Source organism: Kiloniella sp. EL199 (assembly GCF_900313065.1).
GTDB lineage: Bacteria > Pseudomonadota > Alphaproteobacteria > Kiloniellales > Kiloniellaceae > Kiloniella.
Genome location: NZ_OMPU01000004.1, coordinates 307,881 through 329,828, shown reverse-complemented (window position 1 = coordinate 329,828; position 21,948 = coordinate 307,881). Strand labels below are relative to the sequence as shown.

General features: G+C 44.3%; 18 protein-coding genes. 10 read left to right on the top strand and 8 right to left on the bottom strand.

What is annotated here, in order from left to right; all coding sequences use genetic code 11:
- Positions 1-9: 9 nt before the first annotated feature.
- Genes D9A03_RS02130 through iolD form a run of 4 tightly spaced genes read right to left on the bottom strand, consistent with a single transcriptional unit; the run spans position 10 to position 4,621 of the window.
- Complete coding sequence (locus tag D9A03_RS02130) at positions 10-840, bottom strand: class II fructose-bisphosphate aldolase (protein WP_120495586.1); 831 nt, start codon at positions 838-840, stop codon at positions 10-12.
- On the bottom strand, positions 837-1,679 hold the full coding sequence (locus D9A03_RS02125; RefSeq protein ID WP_120495585.1) for a 5-deoxy-glucuronate isomerase: 843 nt from the start codon (positions 1,677-1,679) through the stop codon (positions 837-839). Before D9A03_RS02125 ends, D9A03_RS02130 begins: the two co-directional genes overlap by 4 nt.
- Before the next feature lie 42 nt (positions 1,680-1,721).
- Positions 1,722-2,708 carry a 5-dehydro-2-deoxygluconokinase gene (gene iolC, locus D9A03_RS02120; RefSeq protein WP_120495584.1) on the bottom strand — a complete coding sequence of 329 codons (987 nt, stop codon included), beginning with the start codon at positions 2,706-2,708 and terminating at the stop codon, positions 1,722-1,724.
- Positions 2,705-4,621, bottom strand: a complete 1,917-nt coding sequence (gene iolD / locus D9A03_RS02115; protein WP_216825358.1) for a 3D-(3,5/4)-trihydroxycyclohexane-1,2-dione acylhydrolase (decyclizing) — start codon at positions 4,619-4,621, stop codon at positions 2,705-2,707. The genes iolC and iolD overlap by 4 nt, the downstream gene beginning before the upstream one ends.
- A 90-nt stretch (positions 4,622-4,711) precedes the next feature.
- On the opposite strand from iolD, the gene D9A03_RS02110 reads away from it, so the two are divergent.
- The 3 genes from D9A03_RS02110 to D9A03_RS02100 are packed head-to-tail and all read left to right on the top strand — an operon-like array spanning position 4,712 to position 7,950.
- Positions 4,712-5,857: a Gfo/Idh/MocA family protein gene (locus D9A03_RS02110; protein ID WP_120495583.1), complete on the top strand. Its 1,146-nt coding sequence runs from the start codon at positions 4,712-4,714 to the stop codon at positions 5,855-5,857.
- Between the two features lie 30 nt (positions 5,858-5,887).
- A complete protein-coding gene (locus D9A03_RS02105) occupies positions 5,888-6,781 on the top strand; it encodes a sugar phosphate isomerase/epimerase (RefSeq protein WP_120495582.1) in 894 nt (297 codons plus the stop codon).
- A gap of 11 nt (positions 6,782-6,792) precedes the next feature.
- Complete coding sequence (locus D9A03_RS02100) at positions 6,793-7,950, top strand: Gfo/Idh/MocA family protein (RefSeq protein WP_120495581.1); 1,158 nt, start codon at positions 6,793-6,795, stop codon at positions 7,948-7,950.
- Positions 7,951-7,990: 40 nt separating this feature from the next.
- Here the strand turns inward: D9A03_RS02100 and D9A03_RS02095 are convergent, their stop codons facing one another.
- A complete protein-coding gene (locus D9A03_RS02095) occupies positions 7,991-8,989 on the bottom strand; it encodes a LacI family DNA-binding transcriptional regulator (RefSeq protein WP_120495580.1) in 999 nt (332 codons plus the stop codon).
- 187 nt (positions 8,990-9,176) lie between these two features.
- On the opposite strand from D9A03_RS02095, the gene D9A03_RS02090 reads away from it, so the two are divergent.
- The 7 genes from D9A03_RS02090 to D9A03_RS02060 all read left to right on the top strand — a co-directional run bounded on the left by D9A03_RS02090 (position 9,177) and on the right by D9A03_RS02060 (position 18,109).
- Positions 9,177-10,127, top strand: coding sequence for a sugar ABC transporter substrate-binding protein (locus D9A03_RS02090; protein WP_120495579.1), 951 nt, complete (start codon positions 9,177-9,179; stop codon positions 10,125-10,127).
- A 68-nt stretch (positions 10,128-10,195) separates the two neighbouring features.
- On the top strand, positions 10,196-11,323 hold the full coding sequence (locus D9A03_RS02085) for an ABC transporter permease (protein ID WP_120495578.1): 1,128 nt from the start codon (positions 10,196-10,198) through the stop codon (positions 11,321-11,323).
- Position 11,324: 1 nt separating this feature from the next.
- Positions 11,325-12,104 carry an ATP-binding cassette domain-containing protein gene (locus D9A03_RS02080; protein WP_120495577.1) on the top strand — a complete coding sequence of 260 codons (780 nt, stop codon included), beginning with the start codon at positions 11,325-11,327 and terminating at the stop codon, positions 12,102-12,104.
- A 361-nt stretch (positions 12,105-12,465) separates the two neighbouring features.
- On the top strand, positions 12,466-14,640 hold the full coding sequence (locus tag D9A03_RS02075) for an OsmC domain/YcaO domain-containing protein (protein ID WP_120495576.1): 2,175 nt from the start codon (positions 12,466-12,468) through the stop codon (positions 14,638-14,640).
- Positions 14,641-14,894: 254 nt separating this feature from the next.
- Positions 14,895-15,782: a glycosyltransferase family 2 protein gene (locus D9A03_RS02070; RefSeq protein WP_120495575.1), complete on the top strand. Its 888-nt coding sequence runs from the start codon at positions 14,895-14,897 to the stop codon at positions 15,780-15,782.
- On the top strand, positions 15,772-17,049 hold the full coding sequence (locus D9A03_RS02065; protein WP_120495574.1) for an ATP-grasp domain-containing protein: 1,278 nt from the start codon (positions 15,772-15,774) through the stop codon (positions 17,047-17,049). Before D9A03_RS02070 ends, D9A03_RS02065 begins: the two co-directional genes overlap by 11 nt.
- 43 nt (positions 17,050-17,092) lie before the next feature.
- A complete protein-coding gene (locus D9A03_RS02060; RefSeq protein ID WP_162937928.1) occupies positions 17,093-18,109 on the top strand; it encodes a lysylphosphatidylglycerol synthase transmembrane domain-containing protein in 1,017 nt (338 codons plus the stop codon).
- Here D9A03_RS02060 and D9A03_RS02055 read toward each other — a convergent pair.
- From D9A03_RS02055 to D9A03_RS02045, 3 genes are read right to left on the bottom strand one after another with little or no spacing between them, the layout of a single operon-like run.
- Positions 18,049-18,708 carry a hypothetical protein gene (locus tag D9A03_RS02055; protein WP_120495572.1) on the bottom strand — a complete coding sequence of 220 codons (660 nt, stop codon included), beginning with the start codon at positions 18,706-18,708 and terminating at the stop codon, positions 18,049-18,051. The genes D9A03_RS02060 and D9A03_RS02055 overlap by 61 nt on opposite strands.
- The gene (arnA, locus tag D9A03_RS02050; protein ID WP_120495571.1) at positions 18,708-20,726 is read right to left on the bottom strand and encodes a bifunctional UDP-4-amino-4-deoxy-L-arabinose formyltransferase/UDP-glucuronic acid oxidase ArnA; all 2,019 of its coding nucleotides are present in this window, start codon (positions 20,724-20,726) and stop codon (positions 18,708-18,710) included. The genes D9A03_RS02055 and arnA overlap by 1 nt, the downstream gene beginning before the upstream one ends.
- Positions 20,723-21,910: an aminotransferase class I/II-fold pyridoxal phosphate-dependent enzyme gene (locus tag D9A03_RS02045; RefSeq protein ID WP_120495570.1), complete on the bottom strand. Its 1,188-nt coding sequence runs from the start codon at positions 21,908-21,910 to the stop codon at positions 20,723-20,725. Before D9A03_RS02045 ends, arnA begins: the two co-directional genes overlap by 4 nt.
- Positions 21,911-21,948: the final 38 nt, after the last annotated feature.

The window sequence follows — 21,948 nt, the reverse complement described above, 5'->3', positions numbered from 1 at the left end:
CTTAATCGATTATTCTGCCAATAAATTCTGAATGATGTTTCTGGCGGTTTTGGTCAGAGGTTCTTCGGTTTGTTTCAAAATTGAAATACGGTCAAAGAGCTCCCGGTCCAATGCAAGAGTTGATCGAAGAGATTGGCCAAAAGCCATACGGAGTTCTGTACCGATATTGAACTTGCATATAGCTGTATTATGAGCAAGGAAACGGCGTGTTTCTGTAGGCACACCTGATCCCCCGTGAATAACCAGAGGCACATCAGTGCAGGCATCGATCTCTTTTACGGCATTAAGATCAATTTCTGCGGCTTTATCTTGTTGCAGGTGCACATTGCCGACAGAAATTGCCATGGCATCAACGTTGGTTTCTTCGGCAAAGCGTTTTGCATCTTGAGCAGAGGTACTTGCAGAGGCTTCACCATTGTCATAACCAACGAAACCAATCTCGCCTTCACAGGATATCCCCGCTTTGTGCGCGAGTTCTGCAATAGCTTTTGTTTCTGTAATATTCTGTGCCAAAGACATGCGGGAGCCATCAAACATAACAGAGGTAAAACCGTAATCAATCGCTTCTCTGCATTCATCGATCGTGTATCCATGATCAAGATGAGCAACAACAGGAACGTTTGCTTCTTCTGCCAAGGTGCGAAACATTGTTCCCAGAACGGGGAGTGGTGTATGTGCACGACAACCTGGGCCAGCTTGCAGGATAAGAGCTGCATTTTCCTGTTCCGCAGCGGCAACAAAGGCACGGGCATCTTCCCAGCCCAAGACGACTAATCCGGCAACAGCATATCCATTATTGTAAGCTGGTTGCAAAACATCGGAAAGAGTAGCTAATGTCATTTGAATTTCGCAATCATGTCCTTGATGCCGGGGATTGTTTCAATCTGGTAGGCGTGTGTTGGTTGAAAATATTGAATCAATGAGCGCTGGCTTAGCCCCCCCAGAATGGTGAAATAGTACATTTCATAACCGGGCAGGGCCGCGCAGGGGTGATAGCCTTTGTCCAGGCAGATGGTCGACCCGTCAACGATATGATAGGCATCACCGGGTTTATTATCTTCCCGTTGAAGCATTTGAACGCCGGAACCATGATTGGGACGGAACCTGAAATTATAGGTTTCATCGTGCCGGGTTTCATCTGGCAATCGATCTGTATCGTGCTTGTGTGACGGGAAACCGGACCACCCACCTTGACCAACGGTAAAGAGTTCACTAACGAGCAGGCGACCAACCTGACCATGTTGTTTTTGCCCAAGGATATGTTTGATTTTCCGGTGTGTTTTGGTGTCATCAGACCCGTATTGCACCAGATCTATTTGTGCTGATCTTACGTCGAAAGGATCCAGGATTTTGTCGTATTTTGCTCCTGCTACAAAGACTTCTGTCGTATCAGACTTACAGACCATTGTTGCTTTAGCGCCGGTTGGAACATAGACGCCTTCCGGCTCACCATCCCAGACATCAATGCCGCGATTACCCAAGTCAATGTAGTTCAAGCCCTCTATTTCAATGTCGATCGTTCCTGTTGCGGGGACAATACAGGTTTCATAGCCGGGGACTTGATAGGAGAAAGCCTCACCTTTTTTTAACTTGATAATGTTGAAATAGTTGAGCGGAACACAGCTGTTCTCAACATCGACGATCGGCTTATTCTGGTTATCATAGGGGGCAATATGCATGGTCTGTCCTTTTATTGCTCTTTTAGTACTTCTATTTGTGTTTCAATCTGGTTTTTGAGGACCCGGATGTTTTTGTAAAAATTCGTCCAGTTCTTGTGGTGTTGGCATTGCCGGGGCACAGCCAGCTTTTGTGACCACAATTGCTGCAGAGGCAGACCCGCGTAGTATGCATTCCTTTATTTGTAACCCGTTGGCCAGTGCTGCGATAAAACCGCCCATAAAAGCATCACCGGCACCGGTGGGCTTAAGGGCTTTTACAGGGTAAATTCCGGTGTGTATTTCATTGTTATCAGTAAAGGTAATCGCGCCTTTTTCACCCATCTTATAGACAACAACTCGCTTTGTTTCAGTGGCAAGGTTTTTGGCTTTTTCAAGCCCAAGGCCTTTACCCCCAGCCATAAAATCAAACTCTTCGTCATTCCCAATGATAATGTCGCTGAGGGCAGCCACCTTTGAATATACTTTGGATGCGACTTCGCGCGAAGGCCAGGAATAGGGGCGATAGTCAACGTCAAAAATAACGGGTAATCCAGCTTGTTTGGCGAGGTTGATAGCATGAAGCGCAGCGGAACGTGATGGTTCCGCGGCAAAAACAGTCCCCGTGGTAATAAGGGCGGTAAATGTCGCGTAATCTACCTTTTCCACACAATCAACCGTCATTTGAAAGTCTGCTGCGCCATTGCGATAAATAACGGATTGATGGTCTTCGAGACAAGTTTCTGCCAATGCCAAAGAGTTTCTGAATTCACCACTAACTTGTCTTACGTAACGACGATCAATGCCATATTTATCAAGTTGGTTTAGGGCAAATCGCCCAACTGCATCGTCTGAAACAGAAGTCACCAGTGATGCCTGGCTACCATGTTTAACCAATGCAGCGGCAATATTGGCTGACGACCCTCCAAGGGCAGCAACAAACTGTGTCGCATCTTCTGTTTTGGTGCCGGGCGGATCAGGATAGAGATCCATACCAGCACGTCCAAGTACGACAAAGTTATTTCCTTTGATTTTCTCAAGGAAGGGGATCATACGCCTTTCCTTTGCTTTTCACGACTGGATTCCCAATCGTTGTGTGCTTTGGCGACATTTGGATCATCACTGATGTGGGGTGTTCCGACCTCCCACCAGGTATGTCCTTCCTTTGTCCAACCTTCGTAAGCGTCAACTTTCATGCAAATGACATAGGTTTTATCGCTTGCTTTGGCGCGGGCAAAGGCTTCCCCTAACTCTTTTTGTGTTTCAACTGTTTCAGCCACTGCCCCCATAGAGGCGGCATGAGCTTCAAAATCAACGGCGAAAGGTTCTTGAATTGTTGGGCAATCGGAAAGAAGGTTGTTAAAGCTCTGGTTTCCTGTGTTGTTTTGCAGTTTGTTAATAACCGCAAAGCCACCGTTATCGAGGGTTATGATGATAAGTTTTTTCTGACTCAGGACTGATGAATAAATGTCAGAATTCATCAAAAGGTATGATCCATCCCCGACAAAGACAATCGTATCAGAAGCCGGTTCACTTTCTGCCTGTGCAATTCGTGCGCCCCAACCACCAGCAATTTCATAGCCCATACAAGAAAAGCCGAACTCGATATCAACTGTTCCCGTACTTAATGTCCGCCAGTTTGCAGCGACCTCGGCGGGTAGTCCACCTGCTGCTGCGACAATTCTGTCTCGTGGATCGCAAAGCGCGTTAATGGTGCCAATAGCCTGGGCATAAGAATTGGGGCCATTATCCGGTTTGACATTCAATTTCACATAGTCATTCCAATTTTTGCGTTCTTCCTGCGCTAGCTTTGTCCAGCTTTCCGGCGCTTTGTAATCACCGCATTCTCCTTGAAGCAGGGACAATGAGATCTTGGCATCACCGACGACAGGTAGAGATTGATGTTTACCAGCATCGTGACGTGCGGCATTAACCGATACAAAACGCGCAGAAGGAGCAAAGGCGGTCCAGGATCCCGTTGTGAAATCCTGAAGGCGGGTGCCAACAGCGAGGATAATGTCTGCTTGTTCTGCAATTGCATTTGCAGAGTTGGATCCTGTGACGCCGATAGGGCCAATATTCAGCGGGTGTGTGTCGAGCATATTTGCTCTGCCAGCGATGGTTTCCACCACAGGAATATTGAATTGTTCGGCAAAGGACGTAAGTTCAGCAACTGCGCCAGAGTATTGAACGCCGCCACCTGCAATGATCATAGGGTGCTTGGCACTCTTGAGTAATTCCGCAGCTTCCTGAATTTCTATTTTATCAGGGGAAATTCTGCGAATACGGTGAACTTTTTTTGTGAAGAATGATAATGGAAAATCATAAACCCACCCTTGAACATCCTGGGGCAACCCGATAAATGCAGGACCACAATCTGCGGGGTCAATAAGCGTTGCCAAGGCATTAGGCAAAGACTGAATAACTTGAGCTGGGTGGGTAATCCGGTCCCAGTATCGGGTAACGGCCTTGAAGGCATCGTTGACGCCCAGTGTCGGATTATCGAAGTGTTCAAGCTGTTGCAAGACCGGGTCAGGCAGACGTGTTAAAAAGGTATCGCCGCACAACATTAACATGGGTAGTCTGTTTGCATGGGCGAGTGCTGCCGAAGTTAGCAGGTTTGTTGTTCCTGGCCCGGCAGAAGCTGTACAAAACATAAAACGTCGACGAAGATGTTGTTTTGCATAGGCAGTAGCTGCAAAACCCATACTTTGTTCGTTTTGACCTCGATAGAGGGGCAATTTTGCCTTGTAATTGTTTAATGCTTCGCCCAGGCAGGTGACGTTTCCATGCCCAAAGATACCAAAGCCACCACCACATAAACGCATTTCTTGCCCATTTATGTCAATGTACTGGTTGGCGAAGTAGCGCACGATAGCCTGTGCTGTGGTCAAGCGAATTATCTGTTCCGAAGTCTTCATATCTGCCTCTGCAGTCGAATGGTTAATTACGTCAATTTTCGTCATTGTTCGATTGCCAGTTGACGTGTTATCGATTCTGAGGATACTAATTTTGCAACCGGTTGCAAATTTATTTTACATGAGGAGGCTCTACCAATGAAAGAAATTGGTATTGGCATCGTTGGTGGGGGCTATATGGGCAAGGCGCATGCTGTGGCGATGCAGTCTGTTGGTGCTGTCTTTAGCACTAACTTGCGGCCTCGCTTGGAAATGGTTTGCGCCACGACGGATCAATCTGCAGCAAAATACAGGAAGTCCCTTGGTTTTAATCGCTGTACGTCTGATTGGAAGCAGTTAGTTAATGACTCCAAGGTCGAAGCAATAATTATTGCCTCCCCCCAAGAAACTCACCGCGAGATTGCGGAAGCCGCTTTCCTTTGTGGCAAGCCGGTATTTTGCGAGAAACCGCTTGGCGCGTCACTGGAAGATAGTGTGGCAATGGTTGCTGCCGCGGAAAGCAGTGGTGTCGTTAATATGATTGGGTTTAATTATATACGTACTCCTGCTGCTCAATTTGCCCGATCCCTTATCGCCGATGGAGAGATAGGGGATATCACGTGGTTCAGAGGCGAGCATACAGAAGATTTTTATGCTGACCCGGAACTCTCAGCAAGTTGGCGTACAAGTGGGAAAAGTAATGGCACTATGGGCGACTTGGCTCCACACATGATCAATGGTGCCTTGGCACTTGTTGGGCCAATTACAACACTTGTCGCCGAAGTTGAAACGGTTCATTTAAAACGCCCGGCAAAATGTCCCGCAAAACCTTCTGAATCCGTTACCAGAGATTTGTCTGTCTATGAAGATGTCACCAATGATGATCAGGGGCAGATTATGTGCCGTTTTGAAAATGGCGCAATGGGGCATTTGTTTTTTAGCCGGATCGCGACAGGGCGAAAAATGGGATATGCTTTTGAGATAACAGGTACCAAAGGGGCTATCAGGTTTGATCAGGAAGATCAAAATGCCTTGTGGCTATATAAAGCAGAAGGGCCGGAAAACCTGCGCGGGTTTCGCAAAATTCTGACGGGACCCAGTCATCCGGATTATTTGGCTTTTTGTCAGGGGCCGGGACACGGTACAGGTTATCAGGATCAAATTATTATTGAAGCACGGGATTTCCTACGGGCTATTGAAACCCAAAAAGCGGTTTGGCCAACCTTTCGTGACGGGATGGAAGTGAACCGTATTGTTGAACTTGCTCACGATTCAAGTGAATCAAAAACGTGGCTGAACGTATAAATTACTCTTAAATGTGAAAGGCAGACAGTGATGTCTATAAAGATTGGTAACGCACCCTGTTCATGGGGGGTGGAGTTCGCTCAGGATCCACGTAATCCAGATTGGAAAACAGTCCTGAAAGAATGTGCTGACGCAGGATATACTGGTATCGAATTAGGTCCTGTTGGTTTTATGCCCGAAGACCCGAGCCAACTTGCAGAAGCATTGGATGAACATAACCTTGTTCTTATTGGTGGTGTTGTTTTTAGGTCTTTTCATGACCCAATTCAATGGGAAGATGTTCTGGATGGGGTACACCGTACCTGTAAAGCCTTGGTGGCACATGGGGCGGATAATCTGGTATTGATTGATTCAATTTCACCACGTCGTGCCCCAACAGCAGGGCGTGCGAATGAAGCAGAAAAGATGGATGAGCTGGAATGGAATGCTTACAGGGATCGTTTTAAGACGGTTGCCAAAATTGGTACTGAAGAGTACGGCTTAACAACAGGCATTCATGCCCATGCCGCAGGATTCATGGACTTTGAACCAGAATTGGAACGCCTGTTGTCTGAGATTGACGAGAGTATTCTGAAGATCTGTTTTGATACAGGGCATCATTCCTATGCTGGCTTTGATCCTGTCGCCTTTATGAAGCGTTATATGAAACGCATTTCTTATATGCATTTCAAAGATATATCGCCGACTGTTAAAGCAGATGTTATAGAAAACAGAACTGATTTTTATAAGGCTTGCGGGCAGGGGATTTTCTGTAATCTAGGTGACGGTGATGTTGATTTTCCGGCTGTTCATCAGCTCTTGATCCAGGCAGGTTTTGAAGGTTGGTGCACTGTAGAGCAGGATTGCGATCCAGCCTTGCCGGTACGTCCCATCGATGATGCAATACTAAATCGTAAATATCTACAGTCCATCGGCTTTAATTAAGGAGTAGGGATATGACAAAACTTAATTGGGGAATGATTGGTGGTGGTGAAGGTAGTCAAATTGGCCCGGCACACCGTTTGAGTGCGGGGCTTGATGGGCTGTTTTCTTTTGTGGCTGGTGCGCTTGATCATAATCCGGAAGAGGGACGCCGCTATGCACAAAAACTTGGCGTTGCTTCTGATCGTGCCTATGGTGACTGGCGGGAAATGCTTCAGGGCGAAAATGCACGAGAAGATCGAGTGGATCTCGTCACAGTCGCGACGCCGAATTCAACACATTTTGAAATTACAAAAGCCTTTCTTGAGGCCGGGTATCATGTTCTTTGTGAAAAGCCGATGACCATGACCGTTGAAGAAGGCGAAGATATTGTTCGTGTCGCACGGAAATCCGGAAAAATTTGTGCAGTGAACTATGGATACACCGGCTATTCGCTGGTGCGTCATATGAAGGCGATGATTGCCCGTGGTGATCTGGGTAAAATCAGACTGGTGGTGACAGAATTTGCTCATGGACACCATGCTGACGCAGCTGATGCCGATAATCCCCGTGTGCGATGGCGTTACGATCCTGCACAGGCTGGTGTTTCAGCACAATTTGCTGACTGTGGTATACATGCACTGCATATGGCAAGCTTCGTTACCGGGCAGGAAGTTACCAAGTTATCAGCTGATTGCGCATCCCTTATTGAGAGCAGGATTCTGGAAGACGATGCTATGGTAAACTTTCGTATGGATGGTGGAACGGTTGGGCGTTTATGGACGTCTTCTGTTGCTATTGGCCGTCAACATGGCTTGTCTATCCAGGTATTTGGTGGAAAAGGTGGCCTTAAGTGGACGCAAGAACACCCCAATCAACTCTATTACATGCCACTGAATGGACGTTTACAAACAATTGAACGTGGGGAAGCAAATCTTTCGCCAGAAGCTGATAGGGCAACACGAGTGACCATTGGTCACGCAGAGGGTATGCCGCTTGCTTTTGCCAATATCTATACAGATTTGGCTGAAATTATTGGTGCTGAGAAAGAAGGACGGCCAGCTGACCCGACTGCAAACCTTTATCCGAAATCAGAAGACGGTTTGCGTTCCATGGCTGCTGTTGCCGCTGTGGCGCAATCAGGTAAAGAAGAAGGGCAGTGGGTTGATGCTCGTCCGCCCATGTTCCGTTAGCCGCCCATGTTCCATTAGCCAGTGTTTGATTAAGTGTGAACTATACGAGGGGCCTTAGTGTCCCTCGTTCAATAACACGACAAGGGAACAGGCGTGATTCTGGGTAGCGTTCCGGATCATCTAACATCGCGGTGATCAATTCGATAGAGGAGTTAATGATCTCGTTGATTGGTTGGCGGATGGTTGTCAGATCGATGTTCTCCCATCTGGCCATTTCCATATCATTAAGACCAATAATTCCAATGTCTTCCGGCGCAGAAAGCCCCGCAAGCTTTAAAGCGGTTAATGCGCCGATTGACAGAATGTCATCTCCGCAGAAATAAGCTTCCTGAGGTGATTTTTTTAAAAGGCACTTCATCTCATCGCGACCGGCGTCAAATGAATAAGCCTCAGCAAAACTGTATTTAAAATTGATTTGAGGGTGAAGGCTTATCTCTTCTTTAAAACCGGTAAAGCGATCTTGAGTTGATGTTGCTGTATCAGGTCCGCCGAGAAAGCCGACTTTTTTATAACCTCGTTTGACCAGTTCCCGAGCAGCCATTCGGCCACATTCGACGTTGTCGATTCCGACGACGTGAATCTCGGGTGAACTTGAATAACGTCCAAAAGAATGAACAACTGGAACCCCGGCATCTCTGAAGGCTTTTGCAAAGCCCGGTAATAATGTTGATGACGCAACTATTACGCCATCGACGGAATATTGTCTCAACATACGGATGGAGCCTGCGGGATTAGTCTCATCCGACAGATTAACAAGCAGGGGTCTTAGGCCACGGGCTTGCAGGCCTCGCGTGAATAGTTCAAAAACTTGAAGGAAGATCGGGTTGTGAAAGTTGTTCGAGACCAACCCGATTAATTTTGTACGTCGTGTTGTTAGGCTTCTGGCAAGTAGATTCGGGCTGTAACCAAGTTCTCGGGCGGCTTTTTCAACCCGGCGGCGCATTTTATCAGAAATGGAAGCTCCTGGCGTAAAGGTTCGGGACACAGCAGATGTGGACACACCCGCGTGTTTGGCAACTTCCTTTAACGTTGCAGCCATATAATTTCGTTCTCCAATGGTCTGTAATTGCCGTATGTGTAACTTAAAAAGCTGAAAATAACAGTACGAAAGTTTTTTAATTTTTGCAACCGGTTGCAAAAATTAAAAAACTATGAATAGGATGAACAAAGAACAAGAAACGGTATGAACCGTCCACAGTTAAAATGTATTGAAAAGGGAGTAAACAATGAAACCACTCTTCAAAAGTTTGATCTTGGCTACAGTATTTGCCGTTGCACCATTATTGGGAGTAACAACGGCTTCGGCCGAAGGAGAAAAGTATATTTTGGTCAGCCATGCACCAGACAGTGACAGTTGGTGGAATACCATTAAAAACGGAATCGCACTTGCCGGTAAGCAGATGAATGTTTCTGTTGAATATCGTAATCCCCCGACCGGTGATCTTGCCGATATGGCACGTATCATTGAACAGGCTGCTGCTTCTAATCCGAATGGCATTATTACAACCCTTGCAGATTACGATGTTCTCAGCGGTCCAATCCGCGCTGCCGTGGACCAGGGTATTAATGTTATAATCATGAATTCCGGTACGGCAGAACAAACTCGTGAAGTGGGTGCACTGATGTTTGTCGGGCAACCTGAATATGATGCGGGGTATGCTGCGGGACTTCGTGCCAAATCAGATGGCGTAAAATCATTTGTTTGTGTAAATCACGTAATTTCCAATACTGTTGTTGCGGAACGTTGCCGTGGCTTTGCTGATGGTCTGGGCGTTCCGCTTGGTAGTTCCATGATTGATAGTGGTCAGGATCCAGCTGAAATCAAAAACCGTGTCTTGGCTTATCTTGCCGCAAATCCGGATACAGATGCAGTTCTAACACTTGGTCCAACCTCTGCCGATCCAACAATTTTGGCGCTACAAGAAAATGGTATGGCGGGTGACATTTACTTCGGTACCTTTGATTTAGGTGATGAAATTGTCAAAGGCATTAAGTCTGGCATCATCAAATGGGGTATTGATCAGCAACCATTCCTACAGGCTTATCTGCCTGTTGTTATTCTGACCAACTATGACCGTTATGGCGTGTTACCGGGGAATAACATCAACTCTGGCCCGGGCTTTGTAACTGCTGATGGTCTGGAACTTGTTGAAAAATTCGCAGGCGAATATCGCTAAAACGCTAAATCAGAAACGGCCACCTTTGTGTGGCCGTTTCTGCGTATTTTTTATTGATGAGGCTCTTTATGGTCGCGAGCAATCCTTCTCCCACACCTGTCGCTGATGAAAGAATAAAAGAGAGATCTTCTCTACGGAAAGCACTGGTTCGCCCCGAATTGGGGGGAATGTGCGGAACCGTTCTTGTGTTTACATTCTTCCTGCTGACGGCTTTTGATTCCGGGATGTTTACATCGCAAGGTATCCTGAACTGGACACTTGTTTCGGCACAGTTTGCCATTATTGCCGTTGGGGCATGTCTGTTAATGATTTCCGGTGAATTTGACCTTTCAATGGGATCGATGATCGGGTTTGCAGGCATGATGATTGCAATATTTGGTGTCACGCTAGGGTGGCCTATCTGGTTTGCAATCATTGTTACTTTTGTTCTTTGTATCGGCATCGGGGCCTTGAACGGCTACATCGTCATCAAAACCGGGTTACCGAGTTTTATTGTGACCTTGGCGCTGTTGTTCATTCTGCGTGGCTTTACGATTTTCTTACCGCAGACAATTGAACGTAAAACCATTATTGGCGGTATTCGTGATGTTGCAGAGGGGGATTGGATTGCAAGCCTTTTTGGCGGGAAAATACTAACCGGTTTTTTCCAATGGCTCGGAGATATAGGCGTAATTGCCACTTTTGAGCGTGGCGTTAAAGCTGGCCAGCCGATTGTTGACGGTGTTCCCATGCTTGTGGTCTGGGCAATTGGCTTGATTATATTTGGCCATATTCTGTTGACAAAAACCCGTTTCGGAAACTGGATCTTTGCAGCGGGGGGGGATGCTCAGGCCGCGCGTTATGTTGGTGTCCCCGTGAGCCGTGTCAAAATACTCATGTTCATGTTTACCGCTTTCTGTGCCACTGTTTTTGCAACCTGCCAGGTGATGGAATTTGGTTCTGCTGGCGCTGACAGAGGCGTCTTGAAGGAATTTGAAGCGATTATTTCAGTGGTGATTGGGGGGGCACTTCTAACTGGAGGATATGGCTCAGTCTTGGGTGCTGCACTTGGTGCTTTGATCTTTGGTGTTGTTCAGCAAGGTTTATTCTTTGCCGGTGTCGAGAGTTCTCTGTTTCGGGTTTTCCTTGGTATTATCCTGCTTCTGGCTGTGGTTCTTAATACTTACATCCGCCGTATGATTACGGGGGAGAGATAAGATGTCATCACCTATTCTTCAGATGAAAGATATCGAAAAGCACTTTGGTCCTGTGATTGCACTCGCCGGCGTATCTGTAGATGTGCATCAAGGAGAATGCCATTGCCTATTGGGTGATAACGGGGCTGGTAAATCTACATTTATTAAAACCATGTCCGGTGTTCACAAACCTACAAAGGGAGAAATCCTCTTTGAAGGGAAGCCTATGGATTTTCAACGTCCTCGGGATGCAATCTCTGCTGGTATTGCAACGGTTTACCAGGATTTGGCGATGATCCCCTTGATGTCTGTCAGTCGTAACTTTTTTATGGGAAATGAGCCAACCCGTAATATTGGCCCTCTGAAGCTCTTCGATCATAAACGTGCCAACGAAATTACCATGGCTGAAATGAGCAAAATGGGCATCAACCTCCGTGGGCCGGATCAGGCCGTGGGTACTTTATCGGGGGGAGAGCGCCAAACGGTTGCTATTGCCCGTGCTGTATATTTCGGGGCGAAGGTTCTTATTCTTGATGAACCAACGTCTGCTCTGGGCGTGCGTCAGACATCAAATGTTCTCGCGACAATCAATATGGTGCGAAAACTTGGTGTTGCGGTGGTTTTTATTACCCATAACGTTCGTCATGCTATGGCAGTCGGGGATCGTTTTACGGTTCTTAACAGAGGCAAAACATATGGAACCGCGAGTCGGGGCGAAGTCTCGCCAGAAGAGTTACAAGATATGATGGCTGGTGGTCAGGAACTTGCAACTCTGGAAGGATCTCTGGAGGGGACAGTTTAAATTCTAAATATAACTAACCCTGCCGCGCCTTATAAGAGAGAGTTTTGGCTCTCTCTTTTTTTTTCGACATTTGAAAATCGGCGTACAGGAAGAGAAAAGACACTATTAGTTGTTTTTAAAAACCTTTTACCATTAATGAAAAATGACTTTGCCAAGTACAAGACTTTAGTGCAGGAACAGTTATAAAAGCTTTCCACGCATTAATGTCAGGGGGTTTTTGTTTTGTCAGGCCTGTATGAAGCTGAAAGATTAGTATAAGTTACTCGTAACCAATAGATTTTTTTTAGTACAGAATTTGCGTAGTGTTTGTATTTATGTATAGCCGTTTCTTTAAGGAAGGGTTTTAGAAAGATATCGTCAAATGGAAATTATTGTAAACTTTTTGGACAACCTTCGGCTTGAGGCTAAATTTGACGATTTTACGGTGACGACTGATCAACCTGTCCGGTATAAAGGTGATGGAACTGCGCCAAGTCCATTTGATTATTTCCTGGCATCTTCTGCTTTGTGTGCCGCTTATTTTATCAAACTTTATTGTGTTTCACGCGACATCCCCACAGATGATATCAGGGTTTCGCAAAATAATATTATCGATCCGGAAAACAGATACAATCAAACCTTTCAAATTCAGGTTGAACTACCGGACGGTATTTCTGAACGAGATCGGGCAGGAATTTTAAGGGCAGCTGATCGTTGCACAGTGAAAAAAGTTATTCAGGAAGGCCCGGAATTTAAAATTGATCCTGTGGAAAATCTGAATGATTCATCACTGTTACAATGCTATGTGGGCGATGGCCATACGGTTATTCCGGGCAAAGATCTTCCCCTGGAACAGACAATTGCCAATATGACGGCGATTTTATCTGATATTGGTATTAAAATTGAGGCTGCTTCCTGGCGTAATATTGTACCGAACGTCTGGTCACTTCATATCCGCGAAGCTGCGTCTCCGATGTGTTATACCAACGGGAAAGGTGCAACTAAAGAAAGTGCCCTGTGTTCTGCTTTAGGCGAATATATCGAGCGAATTAGCTGTAATTTCTTTTATAACGATTATTACTTTGGTGAAGAGATTGCTTATAGCGAATTTGTACATTACCCCAATGAAAAATGGTTCAAGGCCGGACCTGATGATGCCTTGCCCGAGGGGATGCTGGATGAATACTGCCTGCAACTCTATAATCCTGATCATGAATTAAGAGCATCTCATTTAATTGATACAAATTCAGGGCTTGTTGAACGTGGTATTTGTGCCCTGCCATTCACACGGAGTTCTGATCAGAAAACGGTCTATTTTCCATCAAACCTGATTGAAAATTTGTTTGTGAGCAACGGTATGAGTGCTGGCAACACTTTGTACGAAGCACAGGTGCAGTGTTTGTCTGAAATCTTTGAACGCGCAGTTAAGCGCGAAATTATTGAAGAAGAAATTGTTCTTCCCGATGTACCAAAAGACGTTCTTGAAAAATACCCTCATATTTTAGTTGGTATTGAGGAACTAGAAGATAAAGGTTTCCCTATCCTGGTTAAAGATGCCTCTCTGGGTGGCAAGTTTCCGGTTATGTGTGTGACCTTGATGAACCCGAAAACCGGGGGAGTCTTTGCTTCTTTTGGGGCGCATCCCAGTTTTGAAGTGGCATTGGAGCGTTCCCTTACAGAACTTATGCAAGGGCGTAGTTTTGAGGGGTTGAACGATGTCCCGCTTCCGACCTTCAGCAGTCATGCGGTAAAAGAGCCTGGTAACTTTGTCGAACATTTTATTGATTCTACGGGCGTTATTTCGTGGAAATTTTTTAGCTCTAAACAAGATTATGAGTTTTGTGAATGGGATTTTAGTGGCACGACAGAAGAAGAAAACGAATGTCTGATGAATATGCTCGATGATCTCGGTAAAGAAGTTTATATCGCGACCTATGATGATTTTGGGGCAACAGCTTGCAGGATATTGGTACCGGGTTATTCAGAAGTATATCCGGCAGAAGATCTGATTTGGGACAACACCAATAAAGCTTTGATCTTCAGAGAAGATATTTTAAATATTCATTCTTTGGCTGATGCAGAATTAGAGAATTTGCTTGAGCGTTTGGAAGAGTCTGAACTGGATCCCCATACAGTTATTTCAGGTTTGATTGGCATAGAGTTTGATGAAAATACAGTTTGGGGAAAGTTGGATATTCGTGAACTGAAAATACTGATTTCTTTAGCTCTGAAAGAATACGAAGAAGCAAAAGACGGCATTGGCGACCTCCTTAATTTTACTGAAAATACTGTGGAGCGGGTTTTATTTTATCGGGCACTGGATGCTGTTCTGGATATCACACTCAATGGTAAATTAAGTATTGATGACTTTCTCCCAAATCTCACCCGAATGTATGGCTCTGAAGTTATGGATAATGCTGTGGGGTCTGTAACAGGGGATGTCAAATTTTATGGATTGACAAAGACAAGTATGAAGCTTGAAGGATTAGAGAAGCATCTGAAACTGTTAGAAAGCTATAAAAAACTACACAAAGCACGAGAATTACAAAAATCATAGTTTGTCATGATCATATTTGATTGTGAGAATTTAAAAAGTATTGATGTTATTCCTGTTGATGTCGTTAGCGGGGGGAATTAATTTAAAAATACGAGTAAAAACAGAGAGTAAGCTTAACAGGTTTTTCAAGAATAATAATTCTCGACGGATTAAAAATGCATTATTATAGTGTGTACAACTAATTCGATAAAAATATTGAAATTTTCCCTTAGAAATAAGAATTATAAACCTGCTTAAGGGGAAGGGGGTATGGGGTGGTTGAAAGTTATACGGTAGTTATTCCCTGTTTTAATGAAGCAGAGAATATAGGCCCGCTTTTTGAGCGTTTGAAGGCACAACTATCAGAGGCCAGCATCCTGTTTGTCAATGATGGCAGTTCTGACAATAGTTTAGAGCTTATAAAAGAACTTGCCGAAAAAGATAAACGTGTATTTTATTTATCTCTTACCAAAAATTTTGGACTTGATGCTGCATTTGCCTGTGGATTTAAATATTGTGCCAGTGACTGGATTATCCAGATGGACGCAGATTTACAATCCCCTCCAGAGGAAATTCCTAAACTGATTTCCAAGGCCAATGAAGGGTACGATATTGTTTTTGCTAGACGATTGAATCGGCAAGATAGCTTCCTTAAAAAAGCGGGATCAAGGTTACAGCACTTTTTGGCCAGAACTGTTTTTCGTATAGATTTTCCCGTTGGTGCTTCAACATTTCGTATTGTCAGAAGAGATGTTGCCAAACGTGTTATATCTCGCCAGACTGCATATCCTTATTTTCTGGCTGAGTGTATGAGATTGGGGCTTAAACATAGTTTTATTGACTATGAACATGCCCCGCGTCATGCCGGTGTTTCAAAATTTACTTTTGGTAAGTCTTTACGGGCAACCATGAAGCTTTTTATCGGACATTCCACTGTTCCACTAGGATTTTTTGCCTTTTCCCTGATCATTTCTACTCCACTACTATTTGGGGCACCGGGTAATTTCACAATATCAATAATCCTTTTGTTGATGCTGACCGGTTTCTGGGTTCAAGCCGGCTATATTCGCCGATTGGTTCGGGAACAAATGTTCCACCGTGCGTTTCTGGTTCGGGAATCAAATCTGGAAGTTCAAGCTGAGGATCGTCTCTATGACAGCTAAGTCAACCATCCGGAAAGAAACCGGAAATGTTGCGGCTTCCCTTACGGGAAAAAGTATCGTTTTTTTAGGCGCATCAACTGATCAGGCATTTCCTTATCGGGAAGCACGTGCAATGGGGATGTATTCTATTGGTATTGATGCAAATGAAGCAGCTTATGCGATGTCACTGGCAGATGAAACCCATGTGATATCAATTCGCGATCATAATGCAATAGAAGCGTGTCTGGGAAATCGGAAGATTGACGGATTTTATAGTCAAGCCAGTGATACCGCCCGCTTGAGTGAGTATCATCTAACCCGCAGATATGGATGTAAAAAAACGGTTTCTATTGAATCTGTTAATGCATCCTCTGATAAGGCTTATTTTGCGGAAGTCTTGCGAAAGGCTGGTTTACCTACACCACGACAGGCTATTGGTTCGAACTTGAATGACATAGAGCAAGCGACAAGCGATTGGTCATTGCCTTTTGTGATTAAGCCGAATGATAGCTCTGGTAGTAAAGGGGTTGTAGTCCTTACATCTCGTGATGAATTGAAAACGTCTGTCGCCGATGCAATTTCCCACTCCCCAAGCAATACCGTGCTAGGGGAGGAATTAATTATAGGAACGCATTATTCTCTTGATACCTTTGTTCGGGATTATGAACCGGAATTTATGGCCGTATCTCAAAAGACCCTGACAGAATCGCCCTTAATGGTGCCTTTACATTATGTGATGCCTGCTGGCGTATCCAAGGATCTTCAAGACAGAATGAGAGACTGCGTCATTACAATATGCAGAGCCCTTAAGATTGAGGCTGGTCCCATTACCTGTGATGTTGTTGTCGACGAAAAAGAGGATATTTATTTTATTGAAATGGGGGCCAGGGCAGGTGGAAATGGCATAAGTCTTCTTATGGAGCAGGCATATGGTGTAACTTTCGTTATGTCAGGTGTTGCGTTGGCTGTTGGCGAAACCATTCCTGTACAGGCAAGTACAAGACGCTATGCAGGATTGTTAACTTTTGCCAGCTCACAAGCGGGGATATTTATGGGAATTAAGAATCTTCATGAAGTGGAAAAAGATCGCTTAATTGATCGCTACGAAGTTTTCTATAAGCCGGAAACCCCTGTTAAAAAGTTTAACAATGGCGCTGATAAGTTGGGGTATGTGATTGTGAGTGACGAGACAGAACAGGGATTGAAAGAGCGTTTGACCTATGTTCATGAGTTGCTGAAGATTACCCTTTCGATTGATGGCGTTGAACGGGATCTGGATTTGCTTTGATTTATAATGTTTGCTTGTAAATGAATGATGTTTAGTGGAAAGCGTGGATAATTTTAAAATAAAGTATCGAACCTATATGATTTTCTTGTTCAAGATTGTCATTGTCACGGTCCCGATCTATCTGCTGTTGCAAGAGGATAAATTTGACCTCGCATTGCAGCTAGGTTTACTTGATACACCGGGTATCTTTTTCACTCTATTTATTGTTTGGTTTTTTAGCTTTGTTCTGCTGGTTGCCTTGAGATGGGTAATGATTGCGCGGATACTGGGTTTGACTTTGCCTGTCAGGTTTGCACTTCATACTCATATGGCGGGTGTTTTTTTGAGCAGCTGGTTGCCTGGTAGTATTGGCGGGGATGTCTGGAAGGCATACAGGTTTGGTCAATTCAGAAAACTTTCATCTGAAAGAAGAGGGCCTGCATATCTGAGTGTCTTTCTGGATCGGGCAATGGGTTTATATGCTTTGATTGTCTGGGGAGCGGTTTGTATTCTTTGGAACTATGACGTCTGGGGGCAATCTGATTACAGTATCTTGGCTGATGCTCTTATCGTTCTTGCTGTTCTTTTGTCGCTGATGGGTTTGTTCATCTTTATTTTTCCCATCTCGTTACCAGTTTTTATAGTTAAAATTATTTCTGGCCTGAGACAAAAAACGAACTTTCTTGATGTGTTGTTTCAACATTTAAATAGCATCCGTGAAAATAAGACGAGTTTGATTTATAGCCTTTTGATTTCATTTGTACTACAGGCTGCGAATGTGTTCTTTCTGATGTTGATTGCACAGTATGTTACAGGCTTGCCGGTTTCATTTATTGCTGTTTCCGGTGTTTTTGCCATTAGTTTGATTGTTACTATTCTCTCTCTGGCACCTGGGGGGCTGGGGGTGGGCCATCTAATGTTCCTTGTGCTTTTTGAGACGCAAGGTGTTCCCAATGGTGCCGACATTTTTAATGTCTTTTTTATTGTGATTACCTTGTTTAGCGTAATTGGTATTTTTCCCTATTTTTGGCCAGATACTCCAAAGAAAGAAGCATATCTGGACAAGAATTTGAAAGGGTAAATTGCAACAAACAAGGCGAGTCCTAAATGAAACGCTATAAAGCCGTACGCTTCGTATTTGGAAGGGATATGCCCTAAGCGAACAATCATATGGGATGGCCAATCCCAATATTCAGGTATTGGCGACCATTTCCCGGCTTCATGAGGATTAATAACAAGATAAGCCAGGTCTTCCAGCCCAGATAACATCAGTATAAGCAGGCCAAATGCAACTCGTAAGCTATCTCCGGTTGAGCCTCCTCCCAATCGAAATGCCAGAGTAAAGGATAAGATAAGAAAGGGGACGATCACAAGGGTTTGGTAGTAGAGCTCTTCCCCTTGATTGTAAAACACGTCGAAAAACATACGAGGGACGTAAAGAAAGAAAAATACGCCAAAGCATAGAAATATCGCTAAAATATTAAGGCGTAGTCGTTTTACTATATCTGGGTCAAGTAAACTGACAGACAATGCAGCACAGACAAAAGGTCCTAATTTAAACAGAAAGACACCAAGGCTTTTAACTTCGTTATCAGCGGGCAGATACATAAGAGCATAACCACCCCAGAGAAGAGCAAGAATACCGAAACTGTAGCAGAACATCATCTGACGGGACCACATTATAGAACTCCCTGTTTACTTTCGAATTGTTGATCTGTTGAAAGGTGATCTCTTAAAAAATAATCCAATGTTCTACTCATTGTGTCTGACATTGATACTGTGGGGGACCAATCAAGAAGTCTTTGTGCATTTTGGATACTCGGGCGTCGTCGCTGGACATCTTCATAGCCATCACCGTAATAGATACGACTTTCGATTAGCTTGAAACCGGCAAATGCAGGGAAGTGACGGCGCAGAGGATGTTGTTCGAACTTGTCATAAAGCATCTCGGCTAATTCTTTAATACTGTATTCATTTTCAGGATTGCCAATATTGATAATTTCTCCGCTGCTAATTCGCTCTTTATTTTCAATTATTCTGAACAGACATTCAACACCATCCCTGACATCTGTGAAACACCGTTTTTGCTCACCACCATCTATCAACAGAATTGGGGTGCCTTCTACTAGATTCAGAATAAGTTGGGTTATTGCACGTGAATTCCCGATGCGAGCGGAATCAAGAGTATCCAATCTTGGACCCATCCAATTGAAGGGGCGGAACAAGGTGAAGTCTAGATTGTGCTTAATACCGTATGCCCATATAACCCGATCCAGAAGCTGTTTACTACAGGAATAGATCCAGCGTTGTTTGTTTATCGGTCCCAGAACAAGGTTGGAGTTATCTTCATCAAAAGAGCTGTCGTCACACATTCCATAAACTTCTGAGGTAGATGGAAAGATAACCCGTTTTTTGTATTTCACACAGGCACGAACGATCTTCAGGTTTTCCTCAAAATCCAGTTCAAAAACTTTTAGTGGGTTTCGGGTATATTCAATCGGTGTAGCAATGGCAACTAATGGCAGAACAATATCGCATTTTTTAACATGGTATTCGATCCATTCGGAATTAATTGCTATGTCACCCTCGTGATAATAGAAGTCCGGGTGATCCAAAAAGCGTTCAATGGCGTCAGAATTAATGTCCATACCGTGAACTTCATAGTTACCATCTGCAAGCAAGCGTCCGGATAATGCATTTCCGATAAAACCGTTTATACCGAGTATAAGTACCCTTTTTTTTCTGCGTTGGCTTGCTGGTGTGTCTGCAACCGTCTGTAATTGAGAATCTGTGCGCAGATTAAGTTGGCGAGATAATTGTTTCCCACCGACAGGTATTTTATCTTTTTCTTTGGCAAAGCGAATTTCAACAGCACCACTACCGCAGGCAATTGTTAAAGGGTTTGTGGCAAGAACAGTTCCTGGGGTGATACCTGTCGGAACGATGAATTGACTTTCCTGTGCTTTGAGTACCTGGATTTCTGTTTGGCGAAAATAGGTATATGGAAGATTATTAAGTGATGTGAGAGCACGTATGTGATCATTGACAGAACGTGCACTTTTTTGCCAGGGAATAGCGGCGGAAAATGACTTTATATGTGGGCGAATTTCTTCTACAGCACCGGGGGCAGAGTGGATGGGGGAAATGTTCCCTTCTATAAGTTGTGAAAGTATATCTCCCAGAAATCCTCTAACTTCATGAGTAAGCTTTTCAATAATAGCATCAAAATCATCATCAGGTCGATTTTCTATCTTGCATTGACCAAGGATTTCTCCAAAATATGGTTTGTATTCAACCCTTTGCAAAGAGACACCAATTTCATTTTCCCCAGATAAAATTGCCCAATGAATAGGTGACAGGCCTTTGTATTTAGGTAATAAAGAGGCATGTAGATTGAAAAAACCATCACGCGCGACTTTCACAAGTTTGTTTGATGGCAGGACCGGGAAATTAAGGGTAAACAGATAATCCGGTTTCATATCAGCAATTTGTGCGATCCAAAGCGGATGATTTATATCATCAGGCGCATAAACCGGAATATTATGTTCAGCGGCAATTTGGTGGAGTTTCCTTGTTCCGCTACTGTCTTCACTTTCACCTGCCAGGGTAAACAAAGCCTCGACTTGAAATTTGCTTTCCAACAGACTTTGAAGGCCAACACAACCTAGCTTCCCATCTGCGAATATTACGGACTTCATACTATCGATACCTTTTGCTTTAGAGTTTCTCTGATTGCGTTAATTACTCGATCTGTGTCCTGATCGGACATATCGGGAAACAGCGGTAAGGAGCATATTCGTTCTGAATTCCATTCTGTATTGCCAAGATGATTAAGGCCTGGAAATACCTTTCGATAATAGCGCTGTTTATGAATAGCTTTAAAATGAATCCCGGTTCCAATACCTTTGTTTTTTAAGGATTCCATAAAATCATCGCGGCATAGGCCCGTAATTTCAGGCATTATCCTAACGATGAACAAATGCCATGAATGCAGGCTTGTGTGAGGAGGCACGCCCAATGGTACAATTCCATCAATGTCGCGAAGGTGTTCCTGGTAAAGTGCCGCTATTCGGGCCCGTTGTTCGTTTATTTGTGATAGCCGACGCATTTGTCCCAAGCCTAAAACAGCATTAAGGTCTGGCATATTGTATTTGAATCCAGGTTCTTGTACTTCGGCTTGCGGTGAGCGTCCTTGTGATTTTCGGTCAAATGCATCAACGGCTAACCCGTGAAATTTAAGACGCCTTATTCGTTCTGCGAGGTTGTCATCATTGGTGCAGAAAATTCCACCTTCACCTGTTGTGATATTTTTGATCGGGTGTAGTGAAAAGATTGAAGTGCCTCTTTTACCTACATGCCTATTTTTATAATAGGTTCCCAGGGCATGGGCTGCATCTTCTATGACAGGAATATTATGGTGTTTACCCAGTTCCAGAATAGGGTCAAGATTTACTGAAGCTCCTGCAAAATGAACAGGTACAATCAACTTTGTCCGTTCTGTAATAAGAGGCTCTATCTGTTCTGCCGTTGTGGTTAATGTATCACGATCGACATCTACAAATACGGGTTTTGCACCAGATGTTACAATCATATTGGCTGTAGAAACCCAGGTCATTGAAGGTGTTATGACCTCATCACCTGTACCGATTTCCAGTGCTTGCACAGCAAGATGCATTCCAGCTGTTGCCGATGTTAGGGCAACAGCGTGTTTACATCCGACTGTGGTGCGGAAAATATCTTCTAGTTCTTGGCATTTCCTACCGGTTGTGATCCACCCGGACTGAAGAACCTCTGTAACGGCATCAATGTCTTCTTTAAGCAGGCAAGGTTTACTAAAGGGGAGAAACTCGTCTTGAGATTCACCCGCTTTCGCGTTCTGCATTTTATTTTAACCCCCAGTTGATATTTTGCACATTATTT